This is a genomic window from Caballeronia sp. dw_19, assembly GCF_018449515.1.
Taxonomy (GTDB): domain Bacteria; phylum Pseudomonadota; class Gammaproteobacteria; order Burkholderiales; family Burkholderiaceae; genus Caballeronia.
Window position 1 is genome coordinate 54131 of sequence record NZ_JAAVUQ010000005.1, and the last position, 12551, is coordinate 66681.

Annotated in this window: 12 protein-coding genes and 3 tRNA genes; 5 read left to right on the top strand and 10 right to left on the bottom strand. The window is 58.7% G+C overall.

What is annotated here, in order from left to right:
• The first annotated feature begins 274 nt into the window (after window positions 1-274).
• Window positions 275-1579, top strand: coding sequence for an isocitrate lyase (gene aceA, locus HB376_RS08795; protein WP_213763152.1), 1305 nt, complete (start codon window positions 275-277; stop codon window positions 1577-1579).
• Window positions 1580-1652: 73 nt separating this feature from the next.
• Here the strand turns inward: aceA and HB376_RS08800 are convergent, their stop codons facing one another.
• Both HB376_RS08800 and HB376_RS08805 read right to left on the bottom strand, forming a co-directional pair.
• Window positions 1653-2396: an alpha/beta hydrolase gene (locus HB376_RS08800; protein ID WP_213763154.1), complete on the bottom strand. Its 744-nt coding sequence runs from the start codon at window positions 2394-2396 to the stop codon at window positions 1653-1655.
• 132 nt (window positions 2397-2528) lie between these two features.
• Window positions 2529-3104 carry a nuclear transport factor 2 family protein gene (locus HB376_RS08805; RefSeq protein WP_213763156.1) on the bottom strand — a complete coding sequence of 192 codons (576 nt, stop codon included), beginning with the start codon at window positions 3102-3104 and terminating at the stop codon, window positions 2529-2531.
• 172 nt (window positions 3105-3276) lie between these two features.
• Between HB376_RS08805 and HB376_RS08810 the strand changes: the two genes are divergently transcribed.
• Window positions 3277-4149 (top strand): LysR substrate-binding domain-containing protein, encoded by an 873-nt coding sequence (locus HB376_RS08810; RefSeq protein WP_218627208.1) that lies wholly within the window; start codon window positions 3277-3279, stop codon window positions 4147-4149.
• A gap of 26 nt (window positions 4150-4175) precedes the next feature.
• On the opposite strand, the gene HB376_RS08815 is transcribed toward HB376_RS08810, so the two are convergent.
• Together HB376_RS08815 and HB376_RS08820 are read right to left on the bottom strand one after the other, a co-directional pair.
• Complete coding sequence (locus HB376_RS08815; RefSeq protein ID WP_213763158.1) at window positions 4176-4610, bottom strand: universal stress protein; 435 nt, start codon at window positions 4608-4610, stop codon at window positions 4176-4178.
• A gap of 72 nt (window positions 4611-4682) precedes the next feature.
• Window positions 4683-5585, bottom strand: a complete 903-nt coding sequence (locus HB376_RS08820; RefSeq protein ID WP_213763160.1) for a LysR family transcriptional regulator — start codon at window positions 5583-5585, stop codon at window positions 4683-4685.
• Between the two features lie 144 nt (window positions 5586-5729).
• On the opposite strand from HB376_RS08820, the gene HB376_RS08825 reads away from it, so the two are divergent.
• Both HB376_RS08825 and aceB read left to right on the top strand, forming a co-directional pair.
• Complete coding sequence (locus tag HB376_RS08825; RefSeq protein ID WP_213763162.1) at window positions 5730-6509, top strand: haloacid dehalogenase type II; 780 nt, start codon at window positions 5730-5732, stop codon at window positions 6507-6509.
• 59 nt (window positions 6510-6568) lie between these two features.
• Window positions 6569-8164, top strand: coding sequence for a malate synthase A (gene aceB, locus HB376_RS08830; RefSeq protein ID WP_213763163.1), 1596 nt, complete (start codon window positions 6569-6571; stop codon window positions 8162-8164).
• Window positions 8165-8238: 74 nt separating this feature from the next.
• On the opposite strand, the gene HB376_RS08835 is transcribed toward aceB, so the two are convergent.
• On the bottom strand, window positions 8239-8664 hold the full coding sequence (locus HB376_RS08835) for a gamma-glutamylcyclotransferase family protein (protein ID WP_213763170.1): 426 nt from the start codon (window positions 8662-8664) through the stop codon (window positions 8239-8241).
• Window positions 8665-8791: 127 nt separating this feature from the next.
• Between HB376_RS08835 and HB376_RS08840 the strand changes: the two genes are divergently transcribed.
• Window positions 8792-9652 (top strand): helix-turn-helix transcriptional regulator, encoded by an 861-nt coding sequence (locus tag HB376_RS08840; protein ID WP_213763172.1) that lies wholly within the window; start codon window positions 8792-8794, stop codon window positions 9650-9652.
• Here the strand turns inward: HB376_RS08840 and HB376_RS08845 are convergent.
• From HB376_RS08845 to gltX, 5 genes are all read right to left on the bottom strand, one after another.
• Complete coding sequence (locus tag HB376_RS08845; RefSeq protein ID WP_213763174.1) at window positions 9649-10113, bottom strand: GNAT family N-acetyltransferase; 465 nt, start codon at window positions 10111-10113, stop codon at window positions 9649-9651. The genes HB376_RS08840 and HB376_RS08845 overlap by 4 nt on opposite strands.
• Window positions 10114-10377: 264 nt before the next feature.
• Window positions 10378-10454: transfer RNA gene (locus HB376_RS08850), tRNA-Asp, on the bottom strand.
• 72 nt (window positions 10455-10526) lie between these two features.
• Window positions 10527-10602, bottom strand: a tRNA-Glu gene (locus HB376_RS08855).
• A gap of 222 nt (window positions 10603-10824) precedes the next feature.
• Window positions 10825-10900 (bottom strand) — tRNA-Ala (locus HB376_RS08860).
• A gap of 167 nt (window positions 10901-11067) precedes the next feature.
• Window positions 11068-12474: a glutamate--tRNA ligase gene (gene gltX, locus HB376_RS08865; RefSeq protein ID WP_213763176.1), complete on the bottom strand. Its 1407-nt coding sequence runs from the start codon at window positions 12472-12474 to the stop codon at window positions 11068-11070.
• Window positions 12475-12551 lie beyond the last annotated feature (77 nt).

Sequence of the window (12551 nt, forward strand, 5' to 3'; positions counted from 1 at the left end):
ATGCGGAAAGACCTTTTGTGCCACGAAATTGTTGGTGCATGGCACAAGTATTCACATCCCAACATGGGAAAGATCATTTTATATTGTGAAATATAAATACTAATATATTGATTTAAAACGATAATTTTTATTAGAAAACTTCGCTAAACGACTGGCTCCCCTATCTTCCTTTCCCTAGACTCTTATATAAGAGTTGAGCAACAAGAAGCACAAAGACTGCTCAACCGGACGACCATCCATTAGTCATTAGTCAGGTAATCAAAGGAGAAACGCCATGTCGCGCCAACAACAAGCTCAGGAACTTCAAAAGCAATGGGACACGGATTCGCGCTGGAAGGGCATCAAGCGCAGCTACACCGCCGACGACGTCGTGCGGCTGCGCGGTTCGGTGCCAGTCGAGCACACGTTGGCGAAACGCGGCGCGGAAAAACTGTGGGCATCGATTCATGAAGAGCCGTTCGTCAATGCACTCGGCGCGCTGACCGGTAATCAGGCCATGCAACAGGTCAAGGCCGGTTTGAAGGCGATCTACTTGTCCGGTTGGCAAGTGGCGGGCGACGCGAACGTTGCCGGCGAGATGTATCCGGACCAGTCGCTGTATCCGGCGAATTCGGTGCCACTGGTAGTCAAGCGCATCAACAATACGCTGTCGCGCGCCGATCAGATCCAGTGGTCGGAAGGCAAGAATCCCGGCGATGAAGGCTATCTCGACTTCTTCCAGCCAATCGTGGCCGACGCTGAAGCCGGTTTCGGCGGCGTGCTGAACGCGTTCGAACTGATGAAGGCGATGATCGAAGCCGGCGCTGCGGGCGTGCACTTCGAGGATCAGCTGGCATCGGTGAAAAAATGCGGGCACATGGGGGGCAAGGTGCTCGTGCCGACGCGCGAAAACATCGCGAAACTCACGGCTGCGCGTCTCGCGGCTGACGTTTCCGGTACGCGAACCATCCTGCTCGCCCGCACCGATGCGGAAGCGGCGGATCTGGTGACATCGGATGTCGATGAAAACGACCGGCCGTTCCTGACCGGCGAGCGCACCGTGGAAGGTTTCTTCCGCACGAAGCCGGGCCTGGAACAAGCCGTGTCGCGTGGCCTCGCCTACGCGCCGTATGCCGACATGATCTGGTGCGAAACCGGCAAGCCGGACCTGGCGTACGCGAAGAAGTTTGCTGAAGCGATTCATCGTGAATTCCCGGGCAAGCTGCTCTCGTATAACTGCTCGCCGTCGTTCAACTGGAAGAAGAACCTGGACGACGCGACTATCGCCAAATTCCAGAAAGAGCTTGGCGCGATGGGTTACAAGTTCCAGTTCATCACGCTGGCCGGTTTCCATGCGCTGAATTACTCGATGTTCAACCTCGCCCACGGCTATGCACGCAATCAGATGAGCGCATTCGTCGAGATGCAGGAAGCGGAATTCGCGGCGGCTGAGAAGGGTTTCACTGCAGTAAAGCATCAGCGTGAAGTGGGAACGGGCTACTTCGATGCAGTGACGCAGGCGGTTGAAAAAGACGCATCGACGACCGCGTTGCACGGCTCGACCGAAGATGAACAGTTTTTCGAGAAGAAAGTCGCCTGATAAACCTAGGCTGCTTTAGGCATCTGAAGGGCATACGGCCACAAGCCGTATGCCCTTTTTACGTTGATGCGAGTCAGCCGGCGGTAGTAACAGCAGGCGTCCGGAAACTGCCAAGAATTTCGCTCAACTCCGCCGCGAAAATGCCGGGCTGCAAAGCGAAGGCTACGTGATTGCCCGACATCTCCACGCACGGACAGCCCAACTGCTCGGCCATCGCCCGCGCCGTCTGCACGTAAAAAGCATCGCCGCTGGCTCGACCGACGGCAGTCACCACCGGCACGCCACCGCGACGCACGCGATCGAGATCGGGAACATAACGACTGATGCTCAAAAATTCATGGGCCATGAAATGCTCCATGTTGCCGCCTTGATCCGCGGGCGCTTCTGCCGTCTTATCCATGCCGACGAATGAGCCCATGAATTTCTTCATGGCCGGCCCGGCCCCTTGAGCGACGAACGTTTCGCGTACGTCTTTCATGAAGGCCGAATGCTGTGCGGCATCGGGCAGGATGCCGGTGATGGGCGGTTCGTGCGCGACCAGTGCCTTGACCACGTCCGGGTGATCTTCCGTGAGTTTGATCGCGATATTCGCGCCGGCGCTGTTGCCGAACACGTAGGCCGGCCCCGCGTCCATCGTGCGGATCAATGCCGCCGCATCCCGGGCTTGCTGCGCCAGATCCAGATCGACTGTCATGTCGCCGGTGCTGCGGAAATTTGCGCGCCGGTCGTATCTGACCACGGTGTGTGAGCTGGCCATCAGGGCGGATAGCGTGACATAACGGCGGCTGTCGCCATTGCCACCGACGATCAAAAGCAACAAGGGTCCTTGACCTTCGCAGTCATAGGCTATGTCCGCGCCTTCGGTGTGCACCACGCCTGATTTTTTTATTGATTAAAACTCCTAATTAATTGATTCAATTTGGTGTGTGCCTTGTGGACGTCGAGTTCGTCAGCCAAGCAGCCAGGCCTGCCCTTCTTCCTTCATGGTTCGCTCGAGTTCGCTGCCTTTCGTTGCAAACGTCTTGTGCACCGGGAAGCCGCTTACCTCCAGCAAGTAAGCAAGCGGTGCGTATTCACGCGGATATCGTTCAACCCGCTCAGTGTCGATGTCGACCACGCCGCGCGGAAAAGTGAATGAGCCCATGTCATACACGCTTTGACGCTTCACGATCTTCCAGACGCCGTTGCGCTTTTCGACACGATCGTAAAAACGGTTGTGCGAGCTGCAGCCGAGGCCAAGCCGAACGTTCTCGCCGACAATAATCGCGTTAGTTTCCACGATGGCCTTATCGCCTTGAAAACTCACCACCGGTCCCGCGACGAAATGCTTGGTGCGAAGGTCGGACGCGCCCATTCGTATCGAGCCATCGACAAAGTCGCTGAAGAGACCTTCGAACCACGTGATCTCGATAGTGCCGTCGGGATGAAACAGATCGCGCAAGCTGTCCCACTGCGCGAGATCGCGATGAATCCAGCCGGTCATCAAATCTGCAATGCTGAGTCGGTCATCCAAATACGTTTGCATCACCAGTTCCTTTTCATTTCAACCAATGGCCGCGTTTGGCGACCATTCGAATGCGTTCAATGTTGTTCAATATCCAGCCGATGAACAGCAGTGTCGCGCCAGTCATCTATAAAGTGAAATAGATTGATATGATCGATTAATCAGTTTAAGTGATCGTGGAGCTGGAACGGACTTGCGTCACCTGCGCTATTTCGTCGCCGTCGCGGAGGAAAGGCACTTCGGCCGCGCGGCACAGCGTCTGCATATCGTGCAACCCGCTTTGAGCATGCAGATTCGCGCGCTGGAAGAAGATCTGGGCGGCCCCCTGTTCGTCCGTACCAGCCGGAACGTGGAGTTGACCGAAGCGGGCGCTCTCCTGCTGATCGAAGCGCGACGAACGCTTGCTCAGGCGGAACGTGCCAAGAGCGTCGTCCAGCGCTCGCTGCGAGGCGAAATCGGCAGTGTCAAGGTGGGCTTTGCGGGCAACGCCGTCCTGACTGGCAAGCTGGCGGACAATTTGCGCGTTTTTCATCGCAGCTATCCGGAAGCTCAACTGCAAGTCATCGAAATGGCGCCGCATTTGCAGGGCGAAGCGATCCTCGCAGGCCATCTTGATGTGGGATACAGCCCGAGCCTCGACTCCATTTCCGATCCCCGGCTTGTCACCGAAAAGATCGGCGCGTGGCCGTTTATGGTGGCCATGGCGGCCGACCATCCGCTGGCAAAAAAGAAACGTGTGTCCATCAAGTCACTGGCAACTGAAACGCTCATCCTGTATGCCGTTGGCGACGACGCGTTTCCGGTGCTGCAACAGCAAGTGATTAAAGCGACGAACGTCGTGCATCGCGTTTCCAGCACGTTGAGCGTGCTCGCACTGGCGGCGGCCGGGTTGGGTGTCGCGCTGGTGCCCGCGCCGATAGATCAGGTCACGATCCCGAACCTGATCTATCGGCCGATCGTAGAGACGGGGATGTCGGCGGATCTGCTGCTGTTCAGCCGTGCCAATGAAACCGGCGGCGCAGTGCTCGCTTTTCTGGCGTTGGCGCGTGACACCCGGCAAGCGTGATTAGCTCGGATCGGAACGGCTGCCCTTCACCGATAAACAATCACCGGAATCTTCGTGTGGGTCAGCACCCGTTGAGTCTCGCTGCCGATCAGCAAACTCCCCAATCCCCTCCTCCCGTGCGACGCCATGAAAATCACATCGCAACCATCCCGCTCTGCAACATCGATAATGCCGATATAAGGCGCGGACTCAACGCTCGTGACGGAACTGCAGGAAACGCCGACGGCGGCAGCGGCCTTTTCGACAGCGCCAAGATGCTCGCGAGCCTCGCGCTCGCCGCGCTCATGAAAATCACTGGGCGGCTCGACGGCGACATCGGCGAAAGGTGAATACGGATACAGCGGCAAACACGCATAGGCCGTAATCCGCGCACCCACCGACTGGGCAAGATCGATCGCCCCATCAATAGCTTTCTGCGAAAGGACCGATCCATCCGTCGGAACCAGAATGTGCTTGAACATGGTCGACTCCTTGGGCAGTGGCCATCGTGCACTTTCATTGTAGTAACTGGATCGGGGCAAGCGGCCCGCAATTCAGCCCCAATATCCTGGCGCACCGAACGTATGTTTCAGCAAATCGAGAAACAGACGCACTCGTAGCGGCAAATGCCGGCGCTGGGGAAACACGGCGTGAATCCCGATAGGCGGTGCGGCGAAAGCATCGAGCACGCTGATAAGCCGCCCTTGGGCGATGTCATCGCCAACTTCCCACCATGAGCGCCACGCCAGCCCATATCCTGCTAGACACCACTCATGCAGCACGGCGCCGTCCGAGCATTCCATAGTGCCGGAAACACGCATCTGAACGACCTTGCCGTCTTTCTGAAACACCCAGCCGCGCTGCTGATTCGAGTTCGCCCCAAGCGGCAGGCAATTGTGCTGTGCGAGCGCGTCGAGATCGGCGGGCGCGCCGCGCTCGCGCAAATAGTCCGGTGACGCCACGCAAACCCGGCGGTTCTCGCCCAGCTTCAACGAAACCAGCGACGAATCCGGCAACTCGCCAAGCCGCACGGCGCAATCGAAACCTTCGTTGACCAGATCGACCATCCGGTCCGTCAGGTCGAGCGTGATCGATACATCCGGATGCATCGAGGTAAAAACGGGGACGAGCGCGGCAACGTGGCGCCTGCCGAAACCCGCTGGCGCCGACACCCGCAGATGCCCGCTCGCCTTCACGCCACCCGCCGACACGCTCGCCTCCGCGCTCTGCATGTCATGAATCACCCGCTGGCAATCCTCCAGAAATGCCGATCCTTCAAAGGTGAGCGTCAGCCGGCGCGTGGTGCGCACGAGCAGCTTTACGCCAAGCCGCTCTTCCAGTGCGTCCAGCCGCCGTCCAATCACAGCCGGCGCAACGCCTTCGGCTAGTGCTGCGGCGGACAGGCTTCCCTTCGCGACGACCGCCACGAACGTTTCTATTTGCTTGAAGCGGTCCATATGCGTGCGTTTGTTCGTTTATTCAAATGACAGGGCGCCCAGATTAGGCGTGAAAAAGTCAAAGATCAAGTGATCTGGATGCATCTTCCGGTCGTTCCAACGCACTAATAGAATGGTTGGAGACCTACTTACGGAGCGCCGGCCATGTCACCGACATCGATTTCGCCTCCTCGTGCCGTCATCTTCGATGCCTACGGCACGCTGTTCGACGTGCACTCGGTCGTGGCGGCTGCCGAGCAGTTATTCCCCGGCCACGGCGACGCGCTTTCGCAGTTGTGGCGCCAAAAGCAGATCGAATACACGCAGCTACGCACGCTATCGGACCCCGCCGGCGCCCGATACGAGCCGTTCTGGGCGATCACGCTCGACGCGCTGCGCTACGCCGCCACGCGCCTGATGCTCGACCATGCGCTCACTCCGGCTGCGGAAAAGCGCCTGATGGACGAATACGCCTGCCTTGCGGCGTTTCCAGACACCGTCACCGCGCTGAAAACGCTACGCAAACGCCCGGATTTGAAACTCGCGATTCTGTCGAACGGCAATCCGCAGATGCTCGACATCGCGGTGAAAAGCGCCGGCATGTCGGGTCTCTTCGATCACGTCCTCTCAGTTGACGCCGTGCGGGCCTACAAACCCGCCCATGCCGCGTATGCACTCGGAACGCAGGCGATCGGCGTGGCGGCCTCGGAAATCGTGTTTGTATCGTCGAATGGCTGGGACGTGACGGGCGCAACGTGGTTCGGCTACACCACTTTCTGGCTCAACCGCATGGCGATGCCTGCCGAACAACTCGGCGTCCTGCCACGCGGCACCGGACGCGATATGACCGATCTGCTTGCTTTCATCGATGCAGACTGCCCCCGGCATCAGCACGCGGCGCCATTCGATCTTTCAAAGCGCATGCCCCGCAGTCCCACCCACTAACCGATTCACTGATTCAACCAGCACGCAAAACCGTCTGACCGACCAAGGAGATGTAGAACATGGCGAACACGCTGACCCACGTGCCGCAGGGCATGACCATCACGGCTGACATCAAACCCGGCTACGAGACCATCCTGACGCCCGAGGCGCTTGAATTAGTGGCAACCCTTCATCGCGCGTTTGAGCCGCGTCGTCAGGCGTTGCTGAAGGCGCGCGCCGAACGCACGAAGCGGCTGGACGCAGGCGAACGCCCGGATTTTCTTAGCGAAACGCAATCCATCCGCGATGCCGGCTGGACCATCGCACCGTTGCCGAAGGCGCTGGAATGCCGCCGCGTGGAGATCACCGGGCCGGTCGAACGCAAGATGATCATCAACGCGCTGAACTCCGGCGCGGATTCGTACATGACCGACTTCGAGGATTCGAACACGCCGAACTGGGACAACCAGTTGACCGGCCATATCAACCTGAAGGAAGCGGTACGCGGCACGATTTCGCTGGAACAGAACGGCAAGTCATACAAGCTCAACGATAAAACCGCGACGCTGATCGTGCGTCCGCGCGGCTGGCATCTCGATGAAAAACACGTGACCGTGGATGGTCAGCGTGTATCGGGCGGCATCTTCGATTTCGCGCTGTTCCTGTTCCACAACGCGAAGGAGCAACTGGCTCGCGGCGCGGGTCCGTACTTCTATCTGCCGAAGCTGGAAAGCCATCTCGAAGCGCGCCTGTGGAACGAGATCTTCGTGGCCGCGCAGGAGATTGTGGGGGTGCCGCGTGGCTCGATTCGGGCGACGGTTCTTATCGAAACCATCCTGGCCGCGTTCGAAATGGATGAGATCCTGTACGAGTTGCGCGAGCATTCGTCGGGACTGAACGCCGGCCGCTGGGACTACATCTTTTCCGCGATCAAGAAGTTCAAGAACGACGCCAATTTCTGCCTCGCCGACCGCGCAAAGATCACGATGACCGTGCCGTTCATGCGCGCCTATGCGCTGCAATTGTTGAAGACCTGTCATCGGCGTAACGCGCCGGCGATTGGCGGCATGAGCGCGTTGATTCCGATCAAGAACGACCCGCAAGCCAACGACACAGCCATGGGCGGCGTTCGCTCTGACAAGGCGCGCGATGCCAGCGACGGTTACGACGGCGGATGGGTAGCGCACCCGGGCCTCGTGCCGATCGCGATGGAAGAGTTCGTGAAGGTGCTCGGCGACAAGCCGAACCAGATCGCGAAGCAACGCGAGGACGTACAAGTCACGGCAACCGATCTGCTCGATTTCCGTCCTGAAGATCCCATCACCGAAGGCGGCGTGCGCGGCAATATCAACGTGGGCATCCACTATCTTGGATCGTGGCTCGCGGGTAACGGCTGCGTGCCGATTCACAACCTGATGGAAGACGCCGCGACCGCGGAAATTTCGCGCTCGCAAGTGTGGCAGTGGATTCGCTCACCGAAAGGCAAGCTCGACGATGGCCGCAAAGTGACCGCCGACATGGTCCGCGCCTTCACGCAGGAAGAGTTGGTGAAGGTGAAGGCAGTCGTTGCCGGCGACACCGCGCCGTACGACCGGGCAGCGACTATTTTCGAAGCGATGTCGACATCGGATACGTTCGCGGAGTTTTTGACGTTACCGCTTTACGAAGAGATTTAAGACCTGCCGCTGGTCTTCTGTGAAACAAAGCCGCTCTGGAATTCAGGGCGGCTTTTTTGCGCACGCAGAACAAATCACTGCCTTGATCGTCTTGATCGTCGATACGCAACCCAATCGCCGTTATCGATACGCGGCAAACCTTCCACCGCCTCCTCGCCGACCGGATAAACCAGACAATCGACAACCTGCGCGCGCCCGTCCATCTGAACCGTCACCGGCAACCGCTCGCTGCGATACAAGCCGATAACACCCGGCACGATCTCTTCGATTTCATCGAGCACGGGCAGGAGCGTTTCATCGATTCGATAGATATCGCCATGCACCGGCCCCGCCACGGAATCAAGCACCAGGCCGGGATACGCGCCGAAGTCGTACAGCCGGCCATTGATATGGCCCGAGCCGATCAGCATCGGCGCGGCGATCCCGTTACGCTCTGCCGCGAGGCAAATGTCATTGCTCTCGCCCGCTCGCAGCGTGCCGTAGACGAATACGTGTTGCATGCGTTCATTCCTTCCATGAAGATTCAGCGCGCATTATGCCAAGTGCATAGAACAGCCGTTAAGTCGTGATTCAAAGCCAATCCCGCCCGATGCATTTAATATCATGGAGGAGGAGCGCCTAAAAACCATGTTCACGTCCATCGATCAGCCGCTGCAGCCGGAAGAAGTCGAGCATCTCGACATTCCCGCCGAGTCGTCGCCTACGCTCGCGCATCCCATTCGCGTGCGCTCGCGGCCCGTGCCGGCTGGCGTCCGGATTGCGCGGCACACGCACGCGTGGGCACAGGTCGCGTGCACGACACGGGGCGTGCTGCGAATCGCGGCGGAAGGCTCGACGTGGATGGTGCCGCCGTCGCGGGCAATCTGGGTCCCGCCGAACGTGACACATGAAGTGGTGATCGTGGAAGACGCGTTTCTGCGGACTTTGTATATAGACGCGAGCGTAGTGCCGTCGGGACTGGATGCGTGCCGCGTAGTGGAAGTGTCGCCGCTGCTTCGCGAGGTGGCGGTTGCGCTGGATGACCGTACGATTTCGAGCGAGCGTGAACGGCTGCTCGGCACGCTTGCACTCGATGAAATCACGCGCTCGCGGCCGCTGCCCCTCTCCATCCCGATGCCTACCGACAAACGCCTGCTGGCATTATGCGAAGCCGTCCTCGCCGACCCTGCTTCCGCCGATTCGCTAGAGCATTGGGCAGCATTCGCCGGTGCAAGCACTCGCACGATCGCGCGCTTGTTCCGACGTGAACTCGGTGTGAGCTTTTCGCAATGGCGTCAGCAGGCGGTGCTGGCGCGCGCGATTCCGTTACTGAGCCAGGGCCGACCGCTGTCACAAGTCGCGTTGCTGCTCGGCTATCAAAGTCAGAGCGCCTTTTCCGCGATGTTCAGACGTGCGTTCGGCGAAAGTCCGCGAGCCTTTTTTGTCCGCGACGGCGAGCCGCGAAACGATACTCAGAACGGCGTTGTCGAGCGAGCGCTGAAACGCTAAACGCCGCGCACCATATGCCGGATCGCGCCGAATTGCGCGAGCCGCGAACCCGCGGTTTTATAACCCATGCGGATATAAAGCCGGGCGGCGGGGTTATCGACGAATACGCGCAACTGAGTCTCCGTTAGTCCACGTGCACGTGCCCATCGGTGCGCGGTATCGAGGAGAAAGGTTCCCGCGCCCGTCCGGCGCCATCCTTCCACCACTTGTACGTCGCGGATGTGCAGCGACTGATCTTCTTCCGTCACGCGCATCACGCCAATAGCCTGACCGTCGCACTCGAGCACGAAGTTTTCCGACTCGCGCCAGCTACCCAGGAAAAGATCGCTGCGCCACACGAGATTGTGGCGGCGGTAGTAGCCGTTCATGTTGTTGCGCGTGAGCGCCTCGGCGAACGAAAAATCGTCCATCGACGCCAGGCGCAACTGAAACGGCGAGAGAGCTTCGGTGGGATCGAGCATTGCGCGATGAAAGCACTGAATCAAGTCATCAACACTAAGTCAGCCGGCGCGCGCTGGCAATGGAGAGTTTTACGAGCGTGCAAGTTCGATGTCATGCACGCCACACGTTCAACCAGATGCAACGCGATCGTGGTACGAAGAATAGCGGAATGAACCGAAAGGCGAATCGGGAAGGAGGAGGAAGGAAAGGACGAAAAACCGCGGGCACAAAAAACGTGGACGAAAAAAATCCAGCTTGAGCTGGATTTTTCTTTTACAACTTGTTGGCGGAGCGGACGGGACTCGAACCCGCGACCCCCGGCGTGACAGGCCGGTATTCTAACCAACTGAACTACCGCTCCACTTCTTTCCATCAGTTCGTGAGGTTGGTTGACTCATCAAACTTGCAGCGCTTCTCGCAGCCGCCGATGTTTTGGCGTCCCCAAGGGGATTCGAACCCCTGTACTCACCGTGAAAGGGTGATGTCCTAGGCCTCTAGACGATGGGGACATAAACTTTTCAGTTAATGTCTTTTACTCTTTTCGCTTACGTCCTGACTGGCTTCTGATTAACTTCGATTAATACTTTCTTAATCGTTTAAACCTTATTAATCAGTTTCGCGCAGTTTCTTCTTAGTCAGCAGCGAAGAACGACATTATAAACAGCTTTGTGATTCTTGTGAAGCTTTTTTTCCGATGCTCTGGCGCTTTAAAAAGCTTCATTTCTGTTCTGTGGTGGAGGTAAGCGGGATCGAACCGCTGACCTCTTGCATGCCATGCAAGCGCTCTCCCAGCTGAGCTATACCCCCCTTGCAGAACAGAAACGAGATTCTAAAGGGCACTTTTGAAGTTGTAAATACCTTTTAGCCCAGCATCTGAAAATAGTTCGTCCTTAGGGTGCAAACTTGGGGCGCAAACCGGACACCGTTCGCGTCGATGCCATGCACCCATCATGTACCTACGGCGCATCCCACGTTCAGGCAATGCCCTTGTCGAGCCGGGTCAGCACCGTCTCACGGCCGAACAGCATCAGCACCGCGTCAATGGACGGTGTGTGCGTGGTACCCGCGACCAGCAGGCGCACCGGCATGGCGAGATGCGGCATCTTGAGCTTATGGCTCGTCAGCGTGGCCTTGAACGCCGCCGAGATGGCTTCCTTGCTCCACTCCACTTCGCTCAACGCCTGCCGCAAGTCAGCGAGCGCGGGACGCACGGTTTCGGTGACATGCTGCGCGAGCGCGGCGGGGTCGATCACGGGCTCCTGATAGAACATGGCGGCGTTATCGGCGATCTCCTTTACCGACGATGCGCGATCCTTCAGCAAACCGATCACGAGCTCCAGCGGCGGCCCTTGCTCGATCATGGCGGCGTCGATACCCAGTTCGGCCAGGAACGGCTTCACGAGCGTTTCCAGCCGCGCGTTGTCGGCTTCCTTGATGTAGTGCGCGTTCAGCCAGTTCAAACGATCCGGATCGTATTGCGCCGGCGACTTGCCCAGATGGTCCAGGTCGAACCATTCGACAAACTGCTCACGCGAGAAAATCTCCGCATCGCCATGCGACCAGCCAAGCCGGGCCAGATAGTTCAGAACCGCTTCCGGCAGATAACCTGCGTCGCGATAACCCATTACGCTCATCGCGCCATGGCGCTTGCTCATCTTCTCGCCCTGCTCGTTGAGCACGGTCGGCAAGTGGGCGTACACCGGCACTTCGCCGCCCAGCGCGCGCAGGATGTTGATCTGGCGCGGCGTGTTGTTCACGTGGTCGTCGCCGCGGATCACGTGGGTGATCTTCATGTCGAGATCGTCCACGACCACGCAGAAGTTATAAGTTGGCGTGCCGTCCGGACGCGCGATCACGAGGTCGTCGAGCTCGTCGTTCGAGATTTCGATCGTGCCCTTCACCGCGTCGTCCCAACTCACTACGCCGCCCAGCGGATTACGAAAGCGAATGACCGGCGAGACACCTTCCGGAATGGGCGGCAGCACCTTGCCTTCTTCGGGGCGCCATGTGCCGTCGTAACGCGGTTTTTCATTGGCCTCGCGCTGGCGTTCACGCAATGCGTCGAGTTCTTCCGTCGACATGTAGCAGTGGTAAGCCAGGCCCTGGTCGAGCATCTGCTTGAGCACTTCGCGATAGCGGTCCATGCGCTGCATCTGGTAGATCGGACCTTCGTCGTAGTCGAGGCCGAGCCATTCCATGCCTTCAAGGATGGCGTCGACGGACGCGTCGGTCGAGCGCTCCAAGTCAGTGTCCTCGATGCGCAACACGAAAACGCCCTTCATCTTGCGCGCGAATGCCCACGGATAAAGCGCGGAGCGAATGTTGCCGAGATGGATGAAGCCTGTGGGGCTGGGAGCGAAACGGGTACGGACTTGGGTCATGTGCGGTGTGCTCGATAGCTCAAATGCGTTTGCCGGCACGGGAGGAGCCAGGCAAGCGATATATCGGGGACCGGCTT

Excerpts from the sequence above, each read along its gene's own strand:
- aceA (WP_213763152.1), top strand. The coding sequence starts at position 275 with ATGTCGCGCCAACAACAAGCTCAGGAACTTCAAAAGCAATGGGACACG.
- HB376_RS08835 (WP_213763170.1), bottom strand. The coding sequence starts at position 8,664 with ATGCAACACGTATTCGTCTACGGCACGCTGCGAGCGGGCGAGAGCAAT.
- HB376_RS08820 (WP_213763160.1), bottom strand. The coding sequence starts at position 5,585 with ATGGACCGCTTCAAGCAAATAGAAACGTTCGTGGCGGTCGTCGCGAAG.
- gltX (WP_213763176.1), bottom strand. The coding sequence starts at position 12,474 with ATGACCCAAGTCCGTACCCGTTTCGCTCCCAGCCCCACAGGCTTCATC.
- HB376_RS08825 (WP_213763162.1), top strand. The coding sequence starts at position 5,730 with ATGTCACCGACATCGATTTCGCCTCCTCGTGCCGTCATCTTCGATGCC.
- aceB (WP_213763163.1), top strand. The coding sequence starts at position 6,569 with ATGGCGAACACGCTGACCCACGTGCCGCAGGGCATGACCATCACGGCT.
- HB376_RS08805 (WP_213763156.1), bottom strand. The coding sequence starts at position 3,104 with ATGCAAACGTATTTGGATGACCGACTCAGCATTGCAGATTTGATGACC.
- HB376_RS08840 (WP_213763172.1), top strand. The coding sequence starts at position 8,792 with ATGTTCACGTCCATCGATCAGCCGCTGCAGCCGGAAGAAGTCGAGCAT.
- HB376_RS08815 (WP_213763158.1), bottom strand. The coding sequence starts at position 4,610 with ATGTTCAAGCACATTCTGGTTCCGACGGATGGATCGGTCCTTTCGCAG.
- HB376_RS08845 (WP_213763174.1), bottom strand. The coding sequence starts at position 10,113 with ATGCTCGATCCCACCGAAGCTCTCTCGCCGTTTCAGTTGCGCCTGGCG.